At 42.3% G+C, this 26,056-nt stretch carries 30 protein-coding genes; 13 read left to right on the top strand and 17 right to left on the bottom strand.

Annotated features, from left to right (window positions below):
* Window positions 1-14: 14 nt before the first annotated feature.
* From C2758_RS01735 to C2758_RS01715, 5 genes are all read left to right on the top strand, one after another.
* Window positions 15-923 carry an amidohydrolase family protein gene (locus tag C2758_RS01735; protein WP_215328875.1) on the top strand — a complete coding sequence of 303 codons (909 nt, stop codon included), beginning with the start codon at window positions 15-17 and terminating at the stop codon, window positions 921-923.
* 27 nt (window positions 924-950) lie between these two features.
* Window positions 951-1,178: a hypothetical protein gene (locus tag C2758_RS01730; RefSeq protein WP_215328874.1), complete on the top strand. Its 228-nt coding sequence runs from the start codon at window positions 951-953 to the stop codon at window positions 1,176-1,178.
* Between the two features lie 27 nt (window positions 1,179-1,205).
* Window positions 1,206-1,577 carry a hypothetical protein gene (locus C2758_RS01725; RefSeq protein WP_215328873.1) on the top strand — a complete coding sequence of 124 codons (372 nt, stop codon included), beginning with the start codon at window positions 1,206-1,208 and terminating at the stop codon, window positions 1,575-1,577.
* A gap of 83 nt (window positions 1,578-1,660) precedes the next feature.
* Entirely contained in the window at window positions 1,661-1,891 is a 231-nt protein-coding gene (locus tag C2758_RS01720; RefSeq protein ID WP_215328872.1) for a hypothetical protein, read from the top strand.
* Complete coding sequence (locus C2758_RS01715; RefSeq protein WP_251369229.1) at window positions 1,891-2,256, top strand: type II toxin-antitoxin system death-on-curing family toxin; 366 nt, start codon at window positions 1,891-1,893, stop codon at window positions 2,254-2,256. The genes C2758_RS01720 and C2758_RS01715 overlap by 1 nt, the downstream gene beginning before the upstream one ends.
* Here C2758_RS01715 and C2758_RS01710 read toward each other — a convergent pair.
* On the bottom strand, window positions 2,243-2,497 hold the full coding sequence (locus C2758_RS01710) for a hypothetical protein (protein WP_215328871.1): 255 nt from the start codon (window positions 2,495-2,497) through the stop codon (window positions 2,243-2,245). The genes C2758_RS01715 and C2758_RS01710 overlap by 14 nt on opposite strands.
* 351 nt (window positions 2,498-2,848) lie before the next feature.
* Here C2758_RS01710 and C2758_RS01705 point away from each other — a divergent pair, with 351 nt between their 5' ends.
* Window positions 2,849-3,346, top strand: coding sequence for a (2Fe-2S)-binding protein (locus C2758_RS01705; protein WP_215328870.1), 498 nt, complete (start codon window positions 2,849-2,851; stop codon window positions 3,344-3,346).
* Window positions 3,347-3,356: 10 nt separating this feature from the next.
* Window positions 3,357-5,585, top strand: a complete 2,229-nt coding sequence (locus C2758_RS01700) for a xanthine dehydrogenase family protein molybdopterin-binding subunit (RefSeq protein ID WP_215328869.1) — start codon at window positions 3,357-3,359, stop codon at window positions 5,583-5,585.
* Window positions 5,586-5,718: 133 nt separating this feature from the next.
* Here C2758_RS01700 and C2758_RS01695 read toward each other — a convergent pair whose 3' ends face one another.
* The gene (locus tag C2758_RS01695) at window positions 5,719-6,990 is read right to left on the bottom strand and encodes a serine hydrolase (protein WP_215328868.1); all 1,272 of its coding nucleotides are present in this window, start codon (window positions 6,988-6,990) and stop codon (window positions 5,719-5,721) included.
* A gap of 176 nt (window positions 6,991-7,166) precedes the next feature.
* Between C2758_RS01695 and C2758_RS01690 the strand changes: the two genes are divergently transcribed.
* From C2758_RS01690 to cobA, 3 genes are read left to right on the top strand one after another with little or no spacing between them, the layout of a single operon-like run.
* The gene (locus tag C2758_RS01690) at window positions 7,167-8,906 is read left to right on the top strand and encodes a nitrite/sulfite reductase (RefSeq protein ID WP_215328867.1); all 1,740 of its coding nucleotides are present in this window, start codon (window positions 7,167-7,169) and stop codon (window positions 8,904-8,906) included.
* An 18-nt stretch (window positions 8,907-8,924) separates the two neighbouring features.
* Window positions 8,925-9,473, top strand: a complete 549-nt coding sequence (locus C2758_RS01685) for a DUF934 domain-containing protein (RefSeq protein WP_215328866.1) — start codon at window positions 8,925-8,927, stop codon at window positions 9,471-9,473.
* Window positions 9,470-10,312, top strand: a complete 843-nt coding sequence (cobA, locus tag C2758_RS01680) for a uroporphyrinogen-III C-methyltransferase (protein WP_215328865.1) — start codon at window positions 9,470-9,472, stop codon at window positions 10,310-10,312. The genes C2758_RS01685 and cobA overlap by 4 nt, the downstream gene beginning before the upstream one ends.
* On the opposite strand, the gene C2758_RS01675 is transcribed toward cobA, so the two are convergent.
* Entirely contained in the window at window positions 10,235-10,603 is a 369-nt protein-coding gene (locus tag C2758_RS01675; protein ID WP_215330016.1) for a sirohydrochlorin chelatase, read from the bottom strand. The two genes, cobA and C2758_RS01675, sit on opposite strands and share 78 nt — an antisense overlap.
* Window positions 10,604-10,684: 81 nt before the next feature.
* Here C2758_RS01675 and C2758_RS01670 point away from each other — a divergent pair, with 81 nt between their 5' ends.
* Both C2758_RS01670 and C2758_RS01665 read left to right on the top strand, forming a co-directional pair.
* Window positions 10,685-11,704, top strand: coding sequence for a calcium:proton antiporter (locus tag C2758_RS01670; protein ID WP_215328864.1), 1,020 nt, complete (start codon window positions 10,685-10,687; stop codon window positions 11,702-11,704).
* A 77-nt stretch (window positions 11,705-11,781) separates the two neighbouring features.
* On the top strand, window positions 11,782-12,876 hold the full coding sequence (locus C2758_RS01665; protein ID WP_215328863.1) for a glycosyltransferase: 1,095 nt from the start codon (window positions 11,782-11,784) through the stop codon (window positions 12,874-12,876).
* A 238-nt stretch (window positions 12,877-13,114) separates the two neighbouring features.
* On the opposite strand, the gene C2758_RS01660 is transcribed toward C2758_RS01665, so the two are convergent.
* From C2758_RS01660 to C2758_RS10695, 11 genes are all read right to left on the bottom strand, one after another.
* The gene (locus tag C2758_RS01660; protein WP_215328862.1) at window positions 13,115-13,336 is read right to left on the bottom strand and encodes a hypothetical protein; all 222 of its coding nucleotides are present in this window, start codon (window positions 13,334-13,336) and stop codon (window positions 13,115-13,117) included.
* A 327-nt stretch (window positions 13,337-13,663) separates the two neighbouring features.
* Window positions 13,664-14,647 carry a class I SAM-dependent methyltransferase gene (locus tag C2758_RS01655; protein WP_215328861.1) on the bottom strand — a complete coding sequence of 328 codons (984 nt, stop codon included), beginning with the start codon at window positions 14,645-14,647 and terminating at the stop codon, window positions 13,664-13,666.
* A 45-nt stretch (window positions 14,648-14,692) separates the two neighbouring features.
* Window positions 14,693-15,838, bottom strand: a complete 1,146-nt coding sequence (locus C2758_RS01650; RefSeq protein ID WP_215328860.1) for a rhamnan synthesis F family protein — start codon at window positions 15,836-15,838, stop codon at window positions 14,693-14,695.
* Window positions 15,838-16,623 (bottom strand): 2OG-Fe(II) oxygenase, encoded by a 786-nt coding sequence (locus C2758_RS01645; RefSeq protein ID WP_215328859.1) that lies wholly within the window; start codon window positions 16,621-16,623, stop codon window positions 15,838-15,840. Before C2758_RS01645 ends, C2758_RS01650 begins: the two co-directional genes overlap by 1 nt.
* 2 nt (window positions 16,624-16,625) lie before the next feature.
* Window positions 16,626-17,264 (bottom strand): ABC transporter ATP-binding protein, encoded by a 639-nt coding sequence (locus C2758_RS01640; protein WP_251369228.1) that lies wholly within the window; start codon window positions 17,262-17,264, stop codon window positions 16,626-16,628.
* 104 nt (window positions 17,265-17,368) lie between these two features.
* On the bottom strand, window positions 17,369-18,151 hold the full coding sequence (locus C2758_RS01635) for an ABC transporter permease (RefSeq protein ID WP_215328857.1): 783 nt from the start codon (window positions 18,149-18,151) through the stop codon (window positions 17,369-17,371).
* Between the two features lie 2 nt (window positions 18,152-18,153).
* Window positions 18,154-19,092, bottom strand: a complete 939-nt coding sequence (locus C2758_RS01630) for a glycosyltransferase family 2 protein (RefSeq protein WP_251369227.1) — start codon at window positions 19,090-19,092, stop codon at window positions 18,154-18,156.
* Between the two features lie 249 nt (window positions 19,093-19,341).
* Window positions 19,342-20,103, bottom strand: a complete 762-nt coding sequence (locus tag C2758_RS01625) for a glycosyltransferase family 2 protein (protein ID WP_215328856.1) — start codon at window positions 20,101-20,103, stop codon at window positions 19,342-19,344.
* A gap of 2 nt (window positions 20,104-20,105) precedes the next feature.
* Entirely contained in the window at window positions 20,106-20,618 is a 513-nt protein-coding gene (locus tag C2758_RS01620; protein ID WP_215328855.1) for a glycosyltransferase, read from the bottom strand.
* A gap of 598 nt (window positions 20,619-21,216) precedes the next feature.
* Window positions 21,217-22,377: a glycosyltransferase family 4 protein gene (locus tag C2758_RS01615; protein WP_215328854.1), complete on the bottom strand. Its 1,161-nt coding sequence runs from the start codon at window positions 22,375-22,377 to the stop codon at window positions 21,217-21,219.
* Complete coding sequence (locus C2758_RS10695) at window positions 22,377-23,081, bottom strand: glycosyltransferase (RefSeq protein ID WP_256441917.1); 705 nt, start codon at window positions 23,079-23,081, stop codon at window positions 22,377-22,379. The genes C2758_RS01615 and C2758_RS10695 overlap by 1 nt, the downstream gene beginning before the upstream one ends.
* Window positions 23,082-23,214: 133 nt before the next feature.
* On the opposite strand from C2758_RS10695, the gene C2758_RS10690 reads away from it, so the two are divergent.
* Window positions 23,215-23,568 (top strand): hypothetical protein, encoded by a 354-nt coding sequence (locus tag C2758_RS10690; protein ID WP_251369225.1) that lies wholly within the window; start codon window positions 23,215-23,217, stop codon window positions 23,566-23,568.
* On the opposite strand, the gene C2758_RS01605 is transcribed toward C2758_RS10690, so the two are convergent.
* The 3 genes from C2758_RS01605 to C2758_RS01595 form a co-directional block, all read right to left on the bottom strand.
* On the bottom strand, window positions 23,546-23,980 hold the full coding sequence (locus tag C2758_RS01605; protein ID WP_251369224.1) for a DapH/DapD/GlmU-related protein: 435 nt from the start codon (window positions 23,978-23,980) through the stop codon (window positions 23,546-23,548). The genes C2758_RS10690 and C2758_RS01605 overlap by 23 nt on opposite strands.
* Window positions 23,981-24,095: 115 nt before the next feature.
* Entirely contained in the window at window positions 24,096-25,202 is a 1,107-nt protein-coding gene (locus tag C2758_RS01600) for a glycosyltransferase family 1 protein (RefSeq protein WP_215328851.1), read from the bottom strand.
* 44 nt (window positions 25,203-25,246) lie between these two features.
* Window positions 25,247-26,041 carry a class I SAM-dependent methyltransferase gene (locus tag C2758_RS01595; protein ID WP_215328850.1) on the bottom strand — a complete coding sequence of 265 codons (795 nt, stop codon included), beginning with the start codon at window positions 26,039-26,041 and terminating at the stop codon, window positions 25,247-25,249.
* Window positions 26,042-26,056 lie beyond the last annotated feature (15 nt).

The following is a 26,056-nucleotide window of genomic DNA, read 5'->3' as shown; positions in this document are numbered from 1 at the left end:
CTAGCTAAAGTAAATTGAACTCAATTCACGCTGCACCACTCTGCCAAGCCCCAGATCCAGAAATTCGATCACCCAAGATTCAATTTCCTCCTGGGGCGGTAGATTGTCATGCCCATATCTGTGGGCCAGCTCTAAAGTTTCCCTATGCTGATGAGCGCATCTACACACCACCCGATGCCACACTGACCCAATATGAATCTTTATTAAACATGCTGGGTGTTGATCGCGCGGTCTTAGTGCAGCCCAGCGTATATGGCACTGATAATCGGGCCATGCTCGCTGCGCTCACCAGCAACCCTAATAAATTTCGCGGGGTTGCAGTCATTGATCCGAAAATCTCCGATGCAAAATTGGAGTCCATGCATCACGCTGGTGTTCGTGGCATTCGTTGCAATGTAGTGGATGTTGCCGATAAATCAAAAGGTTTACCGATTAATGAATTAACTGCAATCGCCAAGCGCATTAAACCTTTTGGTTGGCATTTAGAGTTACTCGCCCACGTCAATGAATACCCCGATCTCGCCAAAACATTTACAAACTTTCCGGTGGATTTAGTATTTGGTCACTTTGGCTATTCCCACACAAGACATGGTGTAAATGACGCCGGCTTTCAAGGCTTACTAGAACTACTACGAGAGCAAAAGGCTTGGGTCAAAATGACTGGCCCCTACCGTATTTGTGATGGGGACTTTCCCTATTCAGATATGCGAGCATTGAATGATGAGGTAATTCAGGCCAACAGCAAGCGATTAATCTGGGGTAGTGATTGGCCCCATGTCATGGTCAAAAAACAAATGCCGCATGATGCCGATCTCTGTGATCTATTCGGGTCTTGGGCAGTAGATCCAAGCCTCAGAAAAGCGATTCTCTCGGACAATCCCTGTATGCTATATGACTATCCAGCCTTCATCGGCACCCAATAGACATCAGCAAGGAAGAATACAAGCCCCATGGATAACACGCTCACTATTATTTTCGGCATTGTTGCCATGATATTTCCACTGGTGATAGGTCGCCTGGTATGGAAACGCTTTGATCAATACTTTGGTCGTAATGATGAAGCGTATATGGATACTCTTGAATACTTTCTCAAGAAGCTCGGCCTCACGATCTTGGTTGCTTTTATTCTTTTGTGGATTGGTATCAGCCTTGTGTTTAGCGGTAGTGCTAACTCCTAAATATCTCACCAACAAAGACTGCCTACCGTGAATGATCAATTTAAAACTCTTTTCAATAAAGCGAAACTGAACTTTGCGGTACTTGCCAGCATTTTGATGTTGGCAGTCTTAGGAAAGATGACCAACCCTGAGCTCACCAATCAAATTTTTCAGACTGCAGATCAATTGGTTTCAGATCTGATTTTGTTATTTGTGGCCATTACGCTTGGCGCTTTTATTCCTAACTTCAAACTCGTAGTCTTCGGAGCGATTTCAGCCTTTATTGCAGCTGCAATAGCCATTCAAACAGGTGTATTTACATACCTGACGATTGAATACCTTTTTGCTGTTCTGATCGTGGTTCTAGGCTTCGCATCGATTGCGAATCTGTATCGACACTACAGAGAAGTTCAGTTTTAAGCCCTAATTTAGGCTATTTTTACTAATTTCTTGATTTTTCATGAAATTTCAAGAAAAATAATGAAAAATACTGGAACAAGTCTATGGGCACTATTCACTTAAGCAAATTCTCCTCTCAGGCAAATCCCGAGATACTCAATACCTTGCGTCAAATTGCCGATATTGAAGGTAAAAAGTTTCATGCGGTTTTGGATGAGGCCTTTCGTGACTTCTTAAACAAGAAGGGGGTATCAACCCCCGATCGCCAAGTAATGGCTAGCTTTGCACAAAGCCTGCATGAGTTTGAGGATCTATATAAAGAGCTTGCCAAGTAATGCTCTTTATTACCATGCAAGACATCATGCTAATGCACGGTGTCTTGATTAATAGATTTGGTGGATCACCGGGCTTAAGAGACAAAGCGAGCCTTGAGTCGGCGCTAATGCGCCCTCAATCAGGATATTACCCAGATGTTATTTCTCAGGCAGCAGCATTGTTTGAAAGCCTCATCATTAATCACCCTTTCATTGATGGCAATAAAAGGATTGCCTTTGCTGCAATGGATACTTTTTTGCGCATCAATAATAAAAGACTCAATACAGATTCGATAGAAGCCTACCGTCAAATAATGCACATGTTCAAAGTGCAGGAGCTCAAGTTCGAACAAGTTGATGCATGGCTCCGAACTATCTGCAAATAAACAAATTTTCCATTCCATGCTCATCAATGAGTCGTTGCATTAATAATCTTTCCCGCTCATCAATCTCGTGGATCTCGAGGAAGCGCTTGTTTCGCTCATAAATCCCTATCGCTTCTTTATCAGTTAAAAGCATGTTGTGATCAAGCTGCCATGACAAGCTTCTTAACTGTGGATAGTCTCGAATCCTAATATGCGCTCCATCAATATTGAATTCGCCTACATCCTTATTAATTTTAGACATTGGTAAACCCAACCATAATCATGCTGCTGATTTTTTCTTCTTAATGTACGTGACATAACAAACTCCTTTTTGATAATTACGTCATGTCGTTCCCCTTAAATCAATGTCATACAAAATGTTGATGGCTAAATTTTAGTTGCCCACAAAAACCATGAAATGGAAAAGGTTGGTGGCGACCCAGTAATCCCAAAGATGGTAATTGTCATAAAAGGTAAATATTGATTAGGGTATTTACTCATCAATACTAAAAAGGTGAGGCTGCCGAAGGATTTATTGCACCTCGCCCAATTACAGATGTGCCAAATCCTCCACAATCATTTAAAGTAATTCAAAACAGTAGAGGAGATCTTTATGCAGCTATCAGTTAATGGCAAGATTCACAATATTGATGTCGAGCCAACCATGCCCTTGCTATGGGCCATTCGTGAAGTAGTTGGCCTTACCGGAACGAAGTATGGATGTGGTGTGGCTCAGTGTGGTGCATGTACGGTTTACCTCAATGGTGAACCCGTGCGCTCTTGCTCATTACCAGTCTCTGCAGTGGGTACAGCCAAAATTACGACCATCGAGGCGCTTTCTAAAAACAATACGCATCTCGTGCAGCAAGCCTGGATTGCTCTTGATGTTCCTCAGTGCGGTTATTGCCAATCTGGACAGGTGATGGCTGCTGCTGCTCTATTAAAGAGAATTCCAAAACCTACTGATGCTGACATAGATAGTGCCATGGGTAATCTCTGTCGCTGTGGTACCTATCAAAAGATTCGTGACGGAATTCATGTTGCCTCTGGTCAGAAGAAATTGGCAGAAGTACTGGCTCAGTACGACGCATCTCCTTCAACACGCGGCTAAGGGAATCGATATGACACTCAATACACTAGACACTCCATTAGTTAATAGCTCACGTCGCGACTTCATCATTAAAGGCACCCTAGTAGGTGGAGGCTTAATGCTAGGCGTAGGCGTCCTACCCGAGGCATTTGCTCAAGCCGGGGCTAGTTATGATCCCAATACCCCTACCCGTTATGGTGATGCAGAGGTCAATGCCTGGGTCAGCATTAAACCGGATGACACTGTGTTCATTCGGGTTGCTCGCTCGGAGATGGGGCAAGGCACGCGCACTGGCTTAGCTCAGCTTGTCACAGAGGAGCTGGAGTGCAATTGGAGAAAAGTAAAAACGCAATCAGCAACCCCTGGGCAGAGTTTGGCTCGTAAACGGGTGTGGGGTGAGCATGGTACTGGTGGTAGTCGTGGCATTCGGATATCGGAAGATTATGTGCGCCGAGGTGCAGCAGCAGCACGCATCATGCTCGTACAAGCTGCCGCTAATCAGTGGAACGTTCCCGTTAGTGAATTAAAAGTAGATAAGGGTGTCATTACCCATCTTCCGACAGGGCGCAAGACTACCTATGGCAAAGTGGCTGAGCTAGCATCCACCCTCACTCCACCCGACCCAAAATCGATTACCTTAAAAGATCCCAGAACTTGGAAGGTTGCCGGCCAGCCTTATGCCCGATTAGATACAGCCGATAAAGTCAACGGTAGCAAGGTATATGGTGTTGATCTGCAATTACCTGGAATGCTTTGCGCATCAGTCAAGTCTTGCCCTGTATTTGGGGGTAAGTTAGTAAGTTATGACGAAGCCAAGATCAGTAATCTGCGCGGAGTAAAGGGTGTTGTCAAAATTGATGACAGCACTGTAGCGGTTGTAGCTGATACTTGGTGGCATGCCAATAGCGCACTCAATGCCTTACCCATAGTTTGGGACGAAGGCAAGGGAGCCAATACTTCACAAGATGGCATCAATAAAACATTGCGAGACGGATTGGATGAACAAGGTGATTTCTGGCAACGTAAGGTTGGCAATGCTCCTGAAGTCATTCAGTCGTCCGCTAAAAAAGTAGAGGCAATTTATTTCACACCATATAGAGCTCACGTCACGATGGAGCCTATGAATGCGACCGTTAAGATTTCTGGTGATCGCGCGGAGGCTTGGGTACCCACGCAAAACGGTGAAGGCTCTCATGCGGCTCTGTCTGAAGCTACTGGTATACCACTTGCTAATTGCGAAATCTACAAACTAGATTCAGGTTGTGGCTTAGGTCGGCGTGGATCGACTCAGGACTTTGTCACTTATGCAGCAAAAGTAGCGCAGAAATTTCCCGGAGTTCCAGTCAAGTTGATTTGGAGCCGCGAAGAGGACATGACTCAGGATTTTTATCATCCGATTGCCATGGCAAAAATGACGGCAGGCTTGGATGCGACTGGCAATATGACCGGCATGCATATTAAGGTTTCAGGCCCATCCATTAATGCGAGAGCTGCCCCTCATAATATTAAAGATGGTAAAGATGATCGTCAGATGCAAGGTTTTTATGAAAAGGGGCCAGATGCGCAATTAGGCTATACCTTCCCAAGCCTACTAACTGAATATGTGATGAAAAATACGCACATACCAGTCGGTCCTTGGCGCGGTGTGAATACCAATCAAAATGGTATTTTTATGGAATGCTTTATGGATGAATGCGCCAAGGCTGCAGGCAAAGATCCAGTGCAATTTAGGCGCGCTTTAATGCAAAACCATCCTAAGCATCTGGGTGTTTTAAATGCAGTGGCCAAAAAAGCGGAGTGGGATAAGCCTCTGCCAGCGGGAACCTATCGTGGCGTGGCGCAATTTATGGGATATGCCAGCTATTCTGCTTGCGTAGCTGAAGTCACGGTCCAAAACAATGTCGTGAAGGTCAATCGCTTAGTGTTTGCGTTAGATGCCGGTCACATTGTGAATCCGTATTTAGCTCGTGAGCAAATTGAAGGGTCCGTAGCAATGGCACTTGGAGCGATCTTTCTTCCAGAAATTACCGTGGAAAAAGGTCGTATTAAACAACAGAACTTAGATACCTATCCACTGCTGAAGTTGAGCTCCACACCTAGAATCGAAACCGTACTAGTTCCAACCTATGACTTTTGGGGCGGTGTTGGGGAGCCCACCATTTGCGTAGTAGGTCCTGCCGTAGCAAATGCAATTTCTGCAGCAATCGGAAGACCGGTGCGCAACTTCCCACTATCCAAGGAGAACCTGAGCTTAGCTTAATCGGCAATTTAATCGGAAGCTTATCCTGAGATGTTGCAGTAATACAATCCGAGCAAATCAAAAACCCCTCAGTGAGACGTGATGTTCAGCTGAGGGGCTTTTTTATGGGGAATCAGCGTTAACTTGCATTAACTTACTTCTCAAGCGCTCCATAAATTAATGCATTGAGCTTCTCACGATGCACCTTACGGATCTCGCCTGGAGCAACACCCATCATGACAACGACCATCTGCTCTTTTGGATCAACAAAAAAGATGGTTCCGTAAGCGCCATTCCAAGAGTAGTCCCCAACGTTACCGTTATTAGCCGATAGACCTCGCTCCGTTCTCACGGCTACCCCCAAGCCAAAGCCATAACCAACGCGGGCAGGCTCAGTACCGCTCACATTATTTTTAATATCTTTGTTTAAATGATTGGCCGTCATGAATGCCACTGTTTGCGGACCTAAGACACGCTTGCCATCAATACTGCCGCCATTGAGTAGCATTTGACCAAAGCGCAAATAATCTCCTGCAGTTGAGTAAGCACATGAACCACCACAATCAAACTTCACTTGCTTGGTATGAATATCAACCTTTTGCGGCTTTCCTGTTAAGGGATCTAATGGCAATGGTTGGGCTAAACGTGGGCGATCTTTTTCAGCCAACTGAAAGGATGTATTTGGCATACCTACTTTGCTCCACACTCGCTCTTGCAAAACACCGCCAAGAGACTTACCTGCAATTTTCTCCTCAATGATACCCAGTACATCAAGTCCAAAGCCATAATCCCAAACAGTGCCAGGTTCATATATCAATGGCGCGGCAGCTAACTTATCAATGAATTCTTCAGTCGAGAGATTGATTGCAGCGGGAGCTGAGCCAGCAGGATAAAACTGGTGAATCGGAGTTGCACCACGACCGCCATAAGTAAGACCATTGGTATGACGCATCAAATCTTGTACGGTGATGGGATTTTTTGCAAGAGTCGTAGTGAGCTTGCCATCAGCGTCTACCTGGCCGACTCTCATATTCTTAAATTGAGGTAACCAATCTGAGATTGGTGCATTGAGGGGCAGCTTTCCTTCTTCATAAAAAGTTAAGGCGCCTACTGTTGCCATTACCTTAGTCATCGATGCCAAATTAAAAATGGCATCGGTTGTCATAGGTTTTTGAGCATCTTTATCGAGATAGCCATAGGGCTTAAAAATACTTAACTTGCCATTTTTGGAAACTGCCAAAACGGCACCCGGCATCTGATTACTGGCAATTTGGTCTGCAAAGAAAGTATCAATACGCTTGAGACCTTCCTGCGTAAAGCCTTGACCTGATGCAGGTGGTAATGGGGATTTGCTAGATTGCGCACTAACAAAAGATGGGGTAGCCAGCAATCCAATGACAGCGCTAGCTAAGAGTAATTTTTTCATTTGTTCTCCGATATCTATTTTTTATGTCCAACTGAGCAATCTTAAGCCCCGGGATAGTCCAAATTAGTCTAGATCAGCTAGGACTTACCCATCCCAACCTATATATACTTTTCGTTATATAGATTCAATATTTAAGTATTTGTAGTTATGTTCATAGCCCCAGACAATACAGGGCTATGTACAAATATGACCATATTGACCAAACCCTTGTAGATCAACGGGTTATCCAATTCCGCGACCAGGTTGAGCGACGCCTCAACGGCACCCTAGCCGAAGAAGAATTCCGCCCCCTTCGTTTACAGAATGGTCTTTACCACCAGCGCCATGCGTATATGCTGCGTGTCGCCATTCCTTACGGCTTGCTAAATGCTAAACAGCTTCGCACCTTAGCCCTCATTGCCGATAAATACGATCGCGGTTACGGGCACTTCACAACCCGTCAAAACATTCAGTTCAACTGGGTGGAGCTAGAGCAGACTCCGGATATCTTGGCTGAATTGGCCAAAGTAGAGATGCATGCGATTCAAACTTCAGGCAACTGTATTCGTAACATCACAAGTGATGCATTCGCAGGCGTTGCCGCAGATGAATACATCGATCCAAGACCCATCTGCGAATTACTCCGCCAATGGTCAACCCTACATCCCGAGTTTGCACATTTACCTCGTAAATTTAAGTTTGCGATTAATGGTGCCAAAGAAGACCGTACAGTTTTGCTTTGCCATGACGTTGGCATTGAGCTCAAGAAAAATCCGAATACTAATAATGGAGAATTAACTGCAGATATCTATGCTGGTGGCGGCATGGGTCGTACCCCAATTTTGGGCTCTTTGATTAAGAGTCATGTGCCGTGGCAAATTCTGCCAAGCTTCTTAACGGCCCTCTTGCGCGTCTACAACCGCTTTGGCAGAAGAGATAATCTCTACAAAGCACGTATCAAGATTTTGGTGAAAGCCTTGGGTCCAGAAGAGTTTGCTCGCCAGGTTGAAGGTGAGTGGAATCAACTTCATAACGATATTAAGCAGAGTAAAGATAATTTCACTCAAGCTGAGTGGGAGCGCGTCGCTAAGCACTTCACTAAGCCGAACTACAGAGCTCTTACAGCATTGAGCAATGAACAATTGCAATCCCATGCTGACTCCAAACTCAACTCTAGTGAGAAAATTGGGTTTACTCGCTGGCTAGAGCGTAACGTAAAGCCACATCAAGTGCCTGGATACGCTTCGGCCATACTCTCACTAAAGCCTCATGGCTCTGCAGCTCCTGGCGATGCCACCAGCACCCAAATGAATGCCATTGCCGACTTAGCAGACCAATATAGCTTTGGCGAACTGCGCGTTACCCATGAGCAAAATCTAGTATTGGCAGATGTTGAGCAAGCTGAGCTATTGAATCTTTGGCGTGCAGCTAAAAATTACAACTTGGTCTTACCTAATATTGGCCTACTAACTGACATCATTGCTTGCCCTGGTGGTGATTTCTGCTCATTGGCTAATGCCAAATCACTGCCGATTGCCAAAGCCATTCAAGAACGTTTTGATGATTTGGATTACCTGCACGACTTGGGTGATATCACTTTAAATATCTCTGGTTGCATTAACTCCTGCGGTCATCATCACGTTGGAAATATTGGCGTTCTCGGTGTCGATAAAGATGGTGAGGAGTGGTACCAGATCACCCTAGGTGGCGACCAAGGTAACGATGCTTCTATTGGCAAAGTGATTGGCCCTTCTTTCTATGCCAATGAGATTCCGGATGTGATGAGTAGCCTGATCAATACCTATGTCGAGCAGCGTACAGCAGACGAACCTTTTATCGATACTTATCGTCGCCTGGGAGTGGCACCCTTTAAAGAGGCCGCCTATAGGAACAATGGTAAACACTCCAAAGAATCAAGCAAAGGTGCGATAGCCTAGCCATCAAAAAATAAGTATATGAATAAACAAATTATTTCTTTTCCAAAAGATGGCAAGCCCTCTCTTATCCCCAATGAATGGCAGGTATGGGATGGTGAACATGACGAAGGTGGCATTCCGGACCTAGAGCATGGAATGCATAAGGTACTGGGGCCATTTCATTGGTGGATCACGCGCTATAAAAATCCTGACATCATCCATCGCGCAAATCAAGGTGAGATTGGTGTTTGGTTTTCAGCAGATGATGACATTCTGAAACATGCTGACATCATTGAAGCTGGCAAATCACTATGGCCAGTAGTTGGCGCTCATTTTCCTATTTTTAGGGATGGTAGAAGCTTTAGTACTGCAGCACTACTGAGGGATCGCTTTGCATGGCAAGGTGAAATCCGTGCAATTGGTGATGTCCTTATTGATCAGCTCTTACAAGGTGCACGAGTAGGATTTGATGCTTTTGAGCTACGTGCAGATCAAAATCTGGATGTTGCCCTTAAACAATTTGATCTCTTCTCAGTAGTCACGCAAAACAGCTGGCGCGATCAACGCGCCACTATTGCAGCATCATGAAAAACGTTACCCTCGGCAAAGTCTATTTAGTTGGCGCAGGTCCTGGTGCCGCTGACCTGATTACCGTGCGCGGCGCCAAACTCCTAGAGCAGGCCGATATTGTTTTTCATGATGCATTAGTTGATCCAGCCATGCTGGAGCTATGCCCTCAAGCCATTAAAGTGCCTGTAGGCAAACGTTGTGGCAAGCTATCTTCAGCGCAGCACTTCATTAATAAGCGCTTAATCGATGCGGCACAGAAACACCAAATCATTGTTAGGCTTAAAGGTGGCGACCCCATGATGTTTGGTCGCGCTGATGAAGAAATTCAAGCGCTCAAACAGCATCACATTGAAGTCCAAGTGGTGCCAGGCATTACTGCTGCCCTAGCAGGTGCAGCAGCTATCCAGCAATCACTGACATTACGTGGCGTTAGTAGAAGTGTTGCTTTTGTGACTTTGGCGCAAGCTGATGAAGCGGAGGAGAACAAGAGCCAACCCTTGCAAAACCCAAGTGCAGATACTGTGGTGTATTACATGGGCCGCAAAGATGCTAGCAATATTGCCAAACAATTAATTGGAAGCAACTCCCAACACACCAATCAAACTCCAGTTCATATTCTAGAAGCGGTCAGCACCAAGAATGAGCGTCACTGGTCAAGCACACTAGGTGAATTAGCTAACGGCAAGGCCAATAACTGGTTTGATAGTGCCTCGCCTGCACTTATCATGGTTGGTCAAGCCCTAAGGGAGCATCAGCAAGCCACTACTCAAACCGATGCACTAGAGAGCTCTAGCGCCAAAATCGATGATGGCTTGCAAGACAGCGCCATCCTCCCCGACAGCAGGCGTTGTGCTTAATTTAACCCCAGGAAACTTCTCCTGACAGGATGACAGTAGCACCGGGAAGTCATTGCGTAAATGACCACCCTGACCAAAAAAAACAGGTACCACTACGACTTCGGTAGCGCCAGCAGTCCACAAGGATGAGATGGCTTCCTCAAGACTGGGTTGCATGAGTTCCAGAAAGGCTAATTCCACCATAACCTTGGGGTGTTGAGCCTTCCAAAGAGTGGCCAAACGATCAAACGGCTCGCGCCAACGTGTATCACGGGCACCATGGCCAAATAAGACGACTGCCTTCGTATTAATATACATGCAAACCTTTTACACTATCAGTGTTTAACCATCCTCTAGCTTAACCTGAAATTAAGCACCGCACCCTCTAGATAAATGACAAATCTTCTTAGCCAAACTTGGTTCATCGTCTTAATGGGCATCACTCTGTTCGGCGCAGTGCTCTCAGCCGTTCATCATGCAGAAGTCATTGCACACAAAACAGGTGAGCCATACGGAACTCTAGTGCTTTCGATTAGCGTCACAATTATTGAAGTCTCTCTCATCATCGCCATGATGCTATCGGGTCATGAGGGTTCTGAATTTATTGCCCGTGATGCTGTCTTTGCTACAGTCATGATCGTAGTTAATGGAGTAATTGGCCTCTGTATCTTTATGGGCGGATTTAAACATCATGAGATGTCTTTCCGTAATGAGGGTACCAATTCAGCGTTGGCCGTTCTAACCGCTATGGCGACCTTTATCTTGGTCATGCCAATTGTCACAACCAGTACGCCTGGGCCTGATTTCACCAAGAGCCAGCTTGCTTTTGCAGGTATTGCTTGTTTTGCACTTTATATCGCCTTCTTATTTTTCCAGACAGTCAGTCATCGTGACTACTACCTTCCGAAGAAGGAGGGAAATAAAACCAACAGTGAGACGCATGCTGATAAACCCAGCAATCTCAAAACAGCTGTCAGCGCAGCTCTGTTATTAACCTCACTCATCGTGGTTGTGGGGCTGGCGGAAGCGCTCAACCCAGCAATTGAGGCTGGAGTTAAAGCGGCAGGTGCACCAAAGACGGTAGTGGGAATCGCCATTGCGATGCTGGTATTGCTGCCAGAAGGCTATGCAGCAGTCAGGGCTGCTAGAGCCAATAGATTGCAAAGTAGTTTGAACTTGGCGCTGGGGTCGGCATTAGCAAGCATTGGGCTCACCATTCCCACAGTGGCAACCATTGCGATTGTTTTTAACCTACCCCTAAGCCTGGGCATCAGTAGCCTGAATATGACCCTAATGTATCTGTCATTCTTCATTGGAGCACTAACCCTGGCAATTGGCAGAACTACCCTATTGCAGGGCGTGGTGCACTTGATTATCTTCTTTGAGTTTTTGTTTTTGAGTTTGGTGCCTTAAGCCCCAAACCAAGCGAGGCTGCTACGATAGATTAAAATTGGTTCATCAAAAGTTATAAATTTTATAATTAAGGAAGTATGAGTGTTTTAGCCGTCTCTTTTCTTGCATCCGTATTAATCACTTTTTTGGTGATTCGTAGCAGCCATTTGCATTCCAAATTTAGTGCCGACTCTGACACTACCGCAATACAAAAATTTCATAGTCATATAGTTCCAAGAATTGGTGGCCTTGGAATCCTACTTGGGCTGATCGTCTCACTAATAGTTCGGCGCTTTGAGAATGAAGCCGTTGGTAATTTTGGTTTACTCTTAATTGCATCATCACTACCAGCCTTTCTGTTTGGGTTTCTCGAAGACATTACAAAAAAAGTGGGCGTTAAGGCTCGCCTGATTGCAAGCTTCATTGCCGCTGCAATTGCTGGTCACCTCTTGGGAGGCTGGCTAACCTCAGTCCAGATTTTGGGCATTGATAACTTAATGCTTGCCTACCCAGCACTGGCCATTGGAATTACCTGCTTTGCAGTTGCAGGAGTGGCAAATGCCTTTAACATTATTGATGGCTACAACGGTTTATCGAGCATGGTGGCAATTATCATTCTTGGTGGCCTGACTTATGTGGCTTTTCAGGTTGGCGATACCCAAATCATGATTGCAGCACTAGCTATGATTGGTGCCTTATTGGGTTTTCTGGTTTGGAACTATCCACGCGGTCTCATTTTCTTGGGCGATGGCGGGGCTTACCTAGTAGGTTTTTGGATTGCGGAACTCTCAGTCCTCTTAACAGCAAGACATCCAGAAGTATCCAAATGGTTTCCGCTATTACTTTGCATTTACCCTATTTTTGAAACACTCTTCACCATTTACCGAAGAGTGATTCTGAAGCGCGTTCATCCTGGCATGCCAGATGCTCTTCATCTGCATCAACTCATTTATCGCCGAATAGTGCGCTGGGACAATAGCGATCAGGATCAACAAACCCAGATCCATAGAAATTCAATGACATCACCCTATCTTTGGCTGCTCTGCCTTTTGGGCGCTATTCCTGCGGTGCTGTTCTGGCGCTATCACCTTGCGCTAAAGGGATTTGCAATGCTCTTTGCAATATCTTACGCTTGGCTCTATTGGGCTATAGTGCGCTACAAGGCGCCAGAATGCCTAATTATTAGAAGATAAGTTTGCCGAGGAGTATTAGCCTTCTTACATCGTTCTATTCAATAACAAATCAACAATTCTTAGGTCACTTTTAATCTTGAAAAAGAGGTGATTTTTTACCCTACTTTTACGTCAATAAACTATCGAGAAATAGAGAATATTGAATAGCAACATCAGGCTTTTCGGTTAACCAATTAAGAATGAATCATTTCTGTAAATATGCGATTTTTACCTGAAATTTTGTCTAAATTACGCTTTCCTAATGCTTGATACTTTTAGGCGCTAACTTTATATGGACATCAATCACCCCTTGCTTTTTGCGCCACTCAATTTGACGGCGTAGCTCTTCTAAAGTTTTAAAGTAAGCGCGCTCCAAATATTGAGCGACTCTTTGCGAGCGATTGAGATTTAAATATTCGACCAAACGTTTATCTCGATTTTGCAGACGCACTTTAATGAAACGCTCTTGATTCTGAATCACCCAAATCTCACCTTGTAGTTACTCCATCAATTAGTCAGTCATATCCTCATAGGAGGAGTTTCCGCACCATGTTGGTAGCGAGTCCCAACCGTGCCCGAGATGGATGAATCTTTAACACCAAGAGAACTTAGCAAAGATTGCAAGCGTTTGAATATTGCTGACAAGTCTTTCTTAAAAGATTGCATTTCATCTAAATCAAGATGACTTTTCTTAAGCACCATTAGAGCCCATTATCAGCTCTTGGCTTGATCAAAAAAGCCTATGATTATGAATAAGAGTCGGTGGTCTAAAACAGATACCGTGATGCGCCACCTAGAACTAACCAAATTAAATTAGACCATAGGTTGTATTATCAACATCCTCTGGATATTGCGTTTTAACAATATCATTTACTTTTACGTTCCATGATAAGAAAGAATCAGAGGTCTTCTTAAATAAAATACTTGAACCTTCAAACCCAGCAGACTTTTCAGCTGTAAATTTATCTGGGCGCAAAATGAATGGAATAACATAAGTAGGGTAATCAAGACTCCTATCTAAAATTTCAAAACCTGTAAATTTATTAAACAAACTGTCCCAAGCTGAGTCTGAAAATCTAAAAAAATCCCACGGTAGATCATGCATTCCAATTGTTTGGTGAGTAAAAATAAATCCTACGCCATCTCTTTTTAAAACCTTGTTAATCTCCAAAATCACTTTCCAAGGCATCAAAAGGTGCTCAAACACCGAGACAGAATACACAGCGTCAAAATAACCTTCAGAGAAACAACTACTCAGCTCATGCGCATCTCCAACTACATCAACGTTATCTCCAGGCAATATATCAATCACAGTGACATCACAACCAGGAAAAGCCTTTGATCGATCCAAGCCACTTCTAGCCCTCCCGCCAATATCTAAAACTTTGGGTCTATAAGCATTTTTTGAAGCGATATTATTGAGGCATAAGTTAAATTTCTCACCAAGGGTATTCCCATGTGATCTTGCTAATCTATCCGAACAAAGTTCGGATAAAGAAGCATTAATTACAAGTCCAGAAGATCTCATGAATGAGAGGGTTGAATCAAGCAAGTCATCGGGAACCTCATCAAAAAAAACTTCAATCCGAAAACCTAGGCTCGGCCCAAGCTCCGAAAGAACTCCGCCATAATCGAACCCTATTGTTTTTTTAACCGAATTGACATTGCATCCATGAATTGATAAATCTATCAATTTATCGCCCTTGCTTGAATGGAACCAGCCCTCAATAAATACATATGAATGAAATTTTGAAACTGAATCAACAATGAATTCGCAATCATCCACAAGCATGCCGACCCTCCTTAAGTTTAGAGCTGTTGCTAAGTAAAAAATAATTTATACAAGCCCACAAGAAGCCTTCAGCCGGAAATAGAGATTAGTTTTTGAAACAGACCCCTTAGCCACCATTTCTCTGATTGCATTTTGAGCCTCGCTGTAATCAACTCGCATTATTTTAAAAGCGCCACCAATTTGATTTAAAGAAAAGGTACCCCTGAAAACTAAATCTCGTTTTAAGATGCAAGTAGAGGTTACAAAAGGCGCGAGAAGCCCCAAAGAATGGGAAGAATTAATTTTTTCAGCTGCAGCTAAAGATCGGTTAATCGCAATTTTTTCCAAATCAATAATAGTTTTTGGATCTGAGTCTGTTGTAAATTGCATACGCCCGTTCATAAACTCAATCAATTCAGATCTTTCATCTCCCATATCTGGAAGCAGATCCAAGAGAACTCTACTTCCATCTTCCGTAAAAGCATCCTCAACAGAAAAAGCTTGAATAATCTTATCTACTCCATAATAAACTTCTCTATCTTCTGCATAAAAACTTAAAACATCCCTAGAGAATTTAATTTCACCATTAACAATAGAATGTGGCCTGGAATTAAAAGGTCTATATTCACTCCAAAACTTTTTGAATTTATTAGATAAAAATATATTTTTATCTAATCCTAAAAAATGTGTCTGAGCGTGCCAAAACCTATCAAAGTTTTCAGTGAGGGCTACAAGCATTCTAGGACTATCAATAAAATTCTTAAAAAGAGTATTTAGATTTTTAGAAAAGTAAATCAATGAATCATTGATAAGAAGCAGCTTCTGATATGACTTAAGATCAAGGATATCAATTGCATCCTTGTATGCACCAAAATCTCTCCCAAAATTTTTCCGCAAAATACATAAATGACAGTTCTCAACTAGCCAATTAATTTGCTCACTACCTATATCGTCATTTACCGTAACAACAACGTTTACATGTAGCGAATTCAAAATATTAAGTACGTTTTTTACGTAAAATGGTATAGGTCCATTCTGATAAATCACAAAAATTGCAACGGAAGTTTTATTATGCAATTTTTTACCGTCAATAATATTTGAAACTCTCATCTTTTTAGAGTGGAGCTTAGGGTTAAATAAGTCCCCCATCTTATGAAAAGCATCAAATATCAAACGAAATAATGTACGCATTATTTGTTTTACAAAATTCATTATTTTTCTTTCGCTATATAAACTTGAGATGATGTATCTACATCAGACCGTAAACGAATAATTTCCTCTACCTCAGAATTGTTCATTTGATTCTCTCGGGGAGCAAATAATGCGCGGCCGACTTGTGATGCATTACTGGCAGGCTGACAAAGATAATAAATTGCCAAACTTTTTCGATAAATTCCAGCTGGTTGAGTCAGTGGCCTACTCATTCCATGCCAAGAATTTTGAGTAGTATCAAAAATAACGGCGCGATTAAATAAGGGTTCGATCTCTCTCTCCAAGCTCTTAGGCCTATTGGTTGAAGGATCATGACCCCACAAACCCAGATGTCCGCCATGATTCTTAGGGTCCAACTCTTTTGAGAGATAAATAATGATGTTTAACCGCCTTTGTAGACCCACTTTGGGGTGAATGGAGTAATCCAAATGAGGGTTTAAAATTCCGCCGGTGCTATGGATGTGCCATCCACCACCATGAAGCCCATGATCAACATAAAGCCTCTCTCCAACGGCGGCTGACAATAACTGCACAAATTCATCTGACTGTAGTCTAAAAAAACTTTTATATGTAGTTGGTGGAAAAGCGTTCCAGTCATTTAATGCTTTTTTATCCTCAATTGGATTCTGGTAGCAAAACCATTTATCAGAGTCATAATCAAGATACTCATCTGATATTTTTCTTGCAAAATATTCTGTAAAAAAATTATCAACTATGCAGTGATCAAAAGGGATAGCCCCTTTAAAATTTTTGAGGGAGGCCTCTACGTTTATTATATTAATCATAATCAACCCAATGATCTTTTGAGATACTGATCGATAACAACTTTTGATGCGCCATCATCGACAACTACGCCATGCTCAATACAAATTACTCGATCACAAAACTGCATCAACAAACTTGGATCATGCGAAACCATCACCATAATATTTGATTTATTTATCATTTGATTCATTCTCTCAGTTGCTTTTTTAATAAAGCTCGCATCACCACCAGCAAATAATTCATCAAGAACCAAAATGTCGGGCTGAACAGCAGTGGCGATCGAAAATGCTAACCTCAAATATATGCCTGTCGAATAATATTTCACTGGCGTATCAATGAATTGCTCAATCTCTGCAAATTTAATAATTTGCTCTTCGTAATTTTTTAAATCCGACTTAGAAAACCCCAGTATTGAGCCATTAAAGAATAGATTTTCCCTACCTGTAAATTCAGGATGAAATCCAGCACCAACCTCCAATAATGGAGCAATATTTCCATGGACGGCAATCCACCCACTAGATGGCTCATATATACGACAAAGGGCTTTTAACAAAGTACTTTTTCCAGCTCCGTTCGCTCCAATAATGCCAACTCTTTCACCCGAATTAATCTCCAGCGATACATTCTTAAGGGCAAAAAAATCCTCAGCGCCAATCATCATTTTTCGATTAAAGATGTTTGCAAAAGACTCCTTCAAGGAAGGGGTTCGATTGTGATAAATTTTGAACTGGATCGAAAGGTCGTTAATTCTGATATGTGACATCTCTAAAGTCTATAAACAATGATATTTTTATATCGATTAAATACGAATACCCCAAGAATCATAGAAACAAATGCATAAAGACTGCAGATAAAGATAATCGCTTCGCTAGGAAGCTCATGAAGATAAATAGGGGCCCTGAACAATTCAATAAAAGGGGTTACTGGATTGGCATTAATTAAAATTGCAGCTTTTTCTGAGACACCATCAACCTTATACATCACCGGTGTCAAAAAGAACCAGCCCTGCATCAAAATTGAGAGAATGTATTGCAAATCTCTGAAAAATATTGTTGCAATACTCATAGACAAAGCAATTCCAAAAGAGAAAATAAATAGTATTAAATACGCAATCGGAATAAAAAGAATAGCGCTTGTTGCAACAGGATTCATAAATAAAACAATAAGATACATGGCCAAAAAATTAAAGAAGCAGTCAATAAGCACCCCAAAAGATTGGCCTAAAGGGAAAATTATTTTGGGTAAATATATTTTCTTAATTAATGCTTCATTTGCAATAAATGCTCCGCTGGTTTGAGTCACTATCCCACTAAAACAGTTCCAGACTATCAATCCAGAAAAGAGATAGACAACATAAGATTTCAACTCCATTTGAAATAAAGAGGAAAATACAAAGGCGGTAATGGACATAGTGATGAGGGGGTTAATTAATGTCCATAAATACCCAAAAACAGTCCTTCGATACTTGAGGATTAGCTGCTGTGAAACCAGCTGCCACATTACAGGCCAATATTTAATTAATTCTGCCATCTCTTTATTAATTTGCATTATTAAATTTTATTGATCAAAGTTGCTAAGTAAAGGTTGAGTGTGTCTTTTTTTGTTTGGCGGTAGAGACCACAAACTTCTATGAGCCTAAAGCGGTCTTTGAGTTTTGCTTCTCTCATTTTTTTAAAGAAGTAAAGCACATCTAAATTTTGGGGTGCAATAATTGACTCGCAGGTAATTAGTGCAGATACATTTTTTTGATTCCACTCCTTAAACCTTCCCGTCAATACCAACCAAGTTCTCTGTAGCCTTGAGGCGATAGAAGTATTTCCGCCAACTAAAGTATTTTTGTGCTGGCGATATAGCAATTGAGGAGCGGGATCATAATAAATAATTCCATTGGAGGCGCTAATTAACTGATATACCCACCAATCATGTGATGGCACATCAACCACTCCCACTTTTTCAATTAAATTTTTTGTAGCAATATTAAAGACCATCGTATTACCACCAGCAATACTTTGCACTAAAGCGTTTCTAAAGCTTGGCGGAAATACAAACAGTGGCGACATGCCGCACGGTTCTAGATTCTCGGTAACGTAATTAGTGCGGCCACAATAGAGGTAAGCTACATCATCAGATTGATTGCTAACAATATTTTCAAGCGCAACTTCTAGCTTTTCGGGCAACCACACGTCGTCTTGGTCACAAAATGCGTAGTAGTCAGTCTTAATTTCAGGATCACAGGCAAGGGATAAAAAATTCTGGCAAAACCCCTTTTGCGGACCACTACGAATCGTCAATTTCCCGACAGGCCATTTGGCTTGATATTGCTGCAATATTTCTAGGGTTTGGTCGGTAGAGCCATCATCACTGGCGATAACGACCCAATTTCGGTGGGTCTGACTTTCCAAAGAATCAAGCTGCTCAGCCAAAAACCGTGCCCCGTTATATGTACACAGCAGTATTGCCATCAAAGAGGCATCAGAAAGAGGGCCCAAATGAGAATTTTTCTTAATTAGATCGGTTATTTACGATGATTTTACCCAACATTGACCAATTTATTGGCAACAAAATCTACTCTACAGAGATTTGATCCTATCCATATATGCCAATTATAAGGATTGGAGTATAAATTTAGTCTTTATCCGCACAAATTCTCAGGAGCCCCCCTAATTTAGAGGATAGAAGCGCTAATGCAGTCTAGCACTCTGGGACACGACCTCATTACTCTGCTGCTTACAAATAAATCATTTAGCAGATTTGAGAATTTGACCAACCTTGCTAATATTTTTCCAAATCAAGGCACCAAAACCACCAACCCTGTTTTGACGCAACGCACGATAGTCTTCAACCATTTTTCTCATAATTTGCCTGAGGGATCTATTGCTTTCACCACCAACACGCATTTTTACTAAAACGCGCTTTAGGTATATCGCCCTAGCTTTACCGCGCCCAAAGTAACGGAGTAAGGAGTCATAATCACCAGAAATTCGATAGCCAGTATCGTAAGCCCCATATGCCTCAATAATGGAACGTCGAATAAATACCGTTGGATGAGGCGGCATCCAGCCCCATGAAAGCTTTTTCTGTGAAAACTCTCCCGCTAACCAGTGGCGGATAATCTTATCCGAATCGATGCTGGAAACATAATCCAAGTCACCGTAAACAATATCTATTGATGGATCTTCAAATAGCTTTGCCACTTGGGAAATCACCAACCCATCCGAAAAATAATCGTCAGAATGGAGTACACCAATAACATCGCCAGTTGAATTTACAATCCCTTTATTAAGAGCATCGTATATACCGCCATCCGGCTCACTAATAAGAACTGTTTTTTCTCCAACCAATTTCTGAATAAGCTCCAGAGTTCCATCGGTAGATGCGCCGTCAATAATTACATGCTCTATATTCTGGCAATCTTGACTTTGAACACTTGAGATGGCTTGGCCGATCACCTTTATGCGATTTCGTACTACAGTAATTATTGATATTTTAATATTCGACATTTTCAATCAACGGCCAGTGGATTAATGGCTAAATCTAAAATTTTGGATGCAACACCGTCCCAATCTTTTGGAATGCCTCTAAGCTGCCCACTCCAATCTGGCCTCCAATTATCAGATAACAACCCCTTTAATTCCATCAAAGCGGCTCGTAAAGACTCAACACTAACGGGGTCGAAGTAAATTCCCTGATCACCACATAGCGTTCTAGCGTATGGCAAATCAGGGCAGATGACTGGCAAGCCAAAGAACATGGCTTCTACCAGAGGAAAACCCAAGCTCTCTTTTTTTGAGAGGAATAGGATTCCATCAACACTTCCATATGCATGAATCATTTCAGCAGGTGAAAGATGGCCAACGCATTGGACCCAGCCAATACTGGGTGCTGGATTCACAATCTCCCTAATCGTGAGATGTAGCTCCTCAACAGGCCATAACCTAGATTCAGCAACATCAATTTGACTCAACAGGGAATGATTCTTGTGAGGATATTCTGCAGCAGGATAAATGAGTCTCAAATTGCGAATCTCAGCCTTACGATGCCGCTCTGGTATTTTGCAGTCTAAAAGCCATCGAGGTGGCGGATGGGAAATAATTCTAACCCTGTCCTTTATTGATGGATAAGAAGCAATTAAAGAGGTCTTCATTATGTCTGTTTGGACAATGAAGGTGCTTACCCTATTCATATTCAGACGGAAAATGAATCTTGTTATTAAATACTTCCACTCCTTCGGATGCCACGCAAAAATTTTGGAGGAAATTAAATGCGGGGTTTGCACAAATAGGGTTTGTCTACACTGAACTCTCAAGGGGAGATCGCCCAGAACCAATATAGGGGTTGAGTCGTTAAATTTATAGGCAAATAATGTGCACTCTAAAAATCTTGAAATAGCCTTTGGAAGAAATCGTCGGTATTGTTTAATGATGACACTCTCAGATACCAATGAAAATCCAGACAAAATCCCCGTATCTGGTAGATAAATTTGCGTAACATGCGCTTGCTCAGAATCAACTAAGGCGGGAAGCAGGGATTCTAAGAGTTGACTTGCTCCCGTTCCAGTTACATTCGTAAGGTGGATCCTGATGGATCGTTTGGGTGAAGTTGTGGAGTGCATTTCAGTACCAAGGCGAATCAATCATCGCCCTTCTTGATGGTGAAGATTCAAATACTGAAAGCATGTATTTAGCAGCAATCTTTGGCTCAATACGCTCTCGGTTACTAATAGCTCGTTCGCTTAAGGAATTTAATAGCTCAGGATCATCTTCGATCTTCCTCAAGATCTCAAGAAGAGCGTGATGATCTCCTGACTTAAATTCAAGGCCGCAGGCAAACTTATTAACCAGAGTACCAGCCCCAACCTGGTCGCTACAAACAACAGGGGTGCCAGCAAGAATAGCCTCATTAACTGCAACACCCCAGCCATCATGACGACTTGGAACAATCACCAAGTCATATTGAGCCATCTCTTTCTGAGCCATTCCAAAGGGTATTGCTCCTTTATAGCTCAGGTTTGGGAAATTCAAGAGGGGCATATCCTTACTCTCTGGACCATAAACATCAATAGAAATTCTGGAGCCCCGGGCCAATAGGGCTTTACTTACATCGATGAGTAAATCAACGCCCTTTCTCCTAATTAAACTTCCAACAAAAATAGCATTAATACTAGAGTGGGGCTGTCGATGCAATCTAAATCTCTCTTCATCCTTAGATCCAAATTGGCCTGGAACAAAATATCCAAATGGAAATAACTTGGACGCTGGAAAGCCAAGTACTTGAAACTGAAAAAGGGCGAGGCGAGATATTGCAAATATCCCCGTAACAGATCTTCTCAAAAGTAGTCCATACAACCTATACAGTTTAGGACGAAGGAGCGCCTTAATTTGTCCCATTACTAAAGAGGTGTCACTTAAATATCCCTCCGATTCCGGAGAATATGGCTCAGAGATAATGAAGTACTCAACATTTAACCAGGCTGCATAGAGCATGCATGGAATAAATCTCCAGTCTGAGAATGGCGCAGCAAATATGTGAATAGAGTTTTGATGATCCCGAATAACGCCAAAACAATATTTAAAGAAATTATTGCGGGGAATTAAAAATCTAGAAAGTGATTTAACCTGAAGATCAAGCCAGCCTTGCTTTTTTCTGGCCTCATCCTCCAGCACTACGACATGGGATAACACCTTGACTCCAGCTGAATCTGCAAGAGCCTCATAAGTAAACGCTTGATGATCCGTTAAAACTACTTGCCAGGTTACGATCGGGGCCTTAGTCATCAAGCCCCTCCAAAGATAAACTTCTGCAATATATTGCCAACCAATTTTGGCGAGCAAATTTCTTGAACGGCTTGTTGGCCAGTCTTTGCAATCATGAATACTTCATTTGGGTTAGCCGCAATAAACTCAAGATGCCGGATAAGCTCTAGAGGATTGTCTTGATTTAAATACAGCGCACCATCCCCAAAAATAGTGCGAACATCGCTAATATCCGTAGTCACAATTAATAATCCTGCAGCTGCATACTCAATCACTTTTGAGGGGAAGGTAGTATTTGCGTAAGGGCCCTCATTCAACTTAAGAGATAAACCAACATCAGCCCTATTCAGGACTTCAGCGTAATCTAAGTCAGTAAGACGCCCATGAACCACTATTTCAGGAACGACTGTAGTTCTTGCTAATTTCACAAATTCATCAAGCGACTCGCCTTTACCGGTGATTTCAAACCGAATATTTTTCAGCCGCGGCGTCTCGCTAGAGGCAATCATTCGAATAGTATCGATTAATAAATTGGAACCTGTCTCCTTGCTTAAAGTCCCACTCATCAGTACCGTTATAACTTTAGGATCAAACTTAATTTTTTGGTGAAATTTAAATATAGCACCGTAGTAACAAAGTATGGGGCGTATTGAGGTGGCCTGTTTAAGTGCAGAACAGGCAAGTAAAGCGCGATCGCATAAGACATCAAATGTGCAGGTGATCATCCTTGCAAAACCACAACTTAGGAGACGCCTACTCCTACGGACTTCGCCATCCTCAAGGTCAAGGATATTTTTAAACCTTAATACTGAGCTCGCCAACAGCGATGGAAGAAATGCCTCCATACGATTATAAAAAATGAGGTGCTTAATCCTTCTAAGACGCAGCTTACAGACAACATACATCAATGCAAAGGCCGACAACAGCTGGGATAGAATTGGAATTGATGTAAACGGAATGTATAGCAATGGCAAGCCATCAACTCTTCGCACTACACTTGAAAAACTTTTCCACTCCGACATTGATCCCCCTCGACCCATGCTCAAAATGATTGGCCTCACGCCGGCAAGACGTAAAGCTTTGCACATTAAGATTATTTTTCTTGTGGCAGCTGGGCTATCAGTTGATATTCCCCGCTCTGAACGAGTCAAGTCATCCAAAGCATTGCACATGAAAACCACCCTCTTTGTCATAGAGGCAGAGATCGCTTAACTACTGCTGGAACTCCAGCAACCAATGAATTGGGTGGCACATCAGATCTAACCAAAGAACCAGCCGCAATGATTGATCCAGATCCAATAGTGACTCCACCTAAGATAATGCTCTTAGCTCCGATCCAAACCCCATCTTCCACAGTGATTGCTTTTGCAAACCCATTTCCGGCACGTCTAAGCGAGGTGCCAATATCATGACTGCCGGTGATGAACTCTACGCCCGGCCCAATATCGCACTGAGAGCCAATATTGATAGCTACACTCTCATGAGTGAAAATAATTGCACCTGGACTAATCCAAGTGTCGTGACTAATAAGTAAATCCCCTCGGCCGTAAATCCAGGAGCGCCCACAAAATCTAACGTTTCGACCCAATCTAATACCGGCAATCTTTAGGAGAAAATTTCGCAACAGAAATAATCTTGTTGGCGGAAGAAACCATAAGAAAATATTAACTATATGTCTAATCATATTGAAGGGATAACCATTTAAAACCTAATAAGGTAGGGCTGCAATTCGGTTGGGGCTAAGAGACCAACTGCTTATAAATTGCAAGGGTTTGATCGGCACATTTTTTCCAAGAAAAATTTTGCAAACGCTCAGCACCCAACATTTTAAGCTCCTGCATCATAGACTCATCGTAAACAACACTCTCGATTGACCTATACATATCACCGACATCACTCGGATTGAAATATTTTCCGGCGCCTCCGACAACCTCTGGGATAGAGCTCGTATTACTACATATTACAGGGCAATTATTAGCCATCGCCTCAAGCGGTGGAATCCCAAATCCTTCATATAAAGAAGGGCATACGAAAGCTTTAGCCCCCCTATAGAAAGATCCAAGCAGCTCATCACCCCCACTTATCTGAAGAATTTGTCCCTCTTTAAAGCCCATCTGCTTAAAGAGGGTAGTTTCATTCTCATCAAAGGATCCGCCGCCAAAACAAATAATATTGATATCGGACATTAAGCCTTCCGATGAGGCGACAGCCTCAACAAAACCAGTGAAGTTTTTATACCCGGCTCGAGATCCTACGTACAACAAGTATGGAGCATAAGAATCGGCAGCGCTTCCCTTCAGATGAGGATTTTGAGAGAGTTGGTCAAAGCCTAATAGAACAACCGAAACTTTATGGTGGGGCACATTAAATATCTCGATCAAATCCTTTTTTGTGCTTTCAGAAATGCATATTATGTGATCAGCCCGATTTATTGACTCAAGCTTTAATCTAGATGTTCTACCGCCATCAGAAAAATCTTCTTTAAAAATTTCATGGATCATATCGTATACGGTGGTAACGATAGCGCATTTTTTTGGAGCCAGGCTCGCCCTTGAGTAATAGGTTTCATGTAGTAAATCGGGTTTCCACGCTCCAATTTGATGCTTAGAAATGACATTGTTATAAGCATTTACCAGCCTTATTGTTTTCGGTGGATATTTTGCGATGTAATGCCCCCGAACAATATTTTCAGGCAAAGATCCCAGGTAACGATTGCAATAGATCGGACTAAAAATATTGACCGCTTCACCCGCCTCAAGAATTTGAGAAGCTAGATTTGTAAAGTAACGAGAAATACCACCAAAGGGTTGCTGGTAGAAAATTTGATGGTCGTAAGCTACTTTCAAATTCACCTTACTAGTAGATTGAGAAAAACACTCTAAAAACTACCCTATCTCGCCAACTTAAGATGATCAGAGATGGTAAGCCCACCTAATTTTCGACGAATTAGCGCTGCAAATATATAAGAAAATCTACCCATTCTGACTTTTAAAGTTCTATTGAGGTGAAACTTTTTATCACTTATTATATGAATTCCATTGATGCTATAAAAATTAAGATTTAAAACTTTTCCAATTTTTTCAAGCGTTTCTTTCTTGTAAAAGGAAATATGCTGGCCGGTGCTAAATGTGTAATACCACCAATCAATGGGTGGGGCTTTGGGGCCAGAATACAGCTCGGTTGTGAAAATGAGGGTTTTACAGTTGTATTGATTAATTTGCTCGCTGATGAATGCTAGAGGATCATGGATGTGCTCTAAAACCTCAAAAGCCGTTAACGCCAGGTAAGAATGCTTTTCAACATCTGCCTCGAAGCCACGAGCCAGAAGATTCTCACAATACTTATCACTCCAAAAGTAATTAAAACCATAATCTCGCATTATTCTCGCTAGCATGCCGTAACCTCCAGCAATGTCAAGATAATATGCGGACGGATCGAGCTCGTCATAGATCAACACTGCCAACTTAGATGCAAGCGAGATGTTCCTCATCACAAGACCCGTATCAGCAATAGCTATCGCATTGTCGTATGCTTCATCAAGCCAATGAGGAGCTTCAGTTTGCAACAATCCGCACTCATTACACTCAAAATAATCCACCTTGTATTTCTTCAATACAGTTGATTGAAAAGTAAATTTCATTAAATTTTTACAAACTGGGCAAGTTTTTATCTTAGTTGCATGCATTTAAAAATTTAATGG

This window comes from Polynucleobacter sp. AP-Sving-400A-A2 (genome assembly GCF_018688155.1).
In the GTDB taxonomy this organism is placed as follows: Bacteria; Pseudomonadota; Gammaproteobacteria; order Burkholderiales; family Burkholderiaceae; genus Polynucleobacter.
Note: the sequence above shows the minus strand (reverse complement) of the source record. Positions and strands in the feature narration are given on the sequence as shown.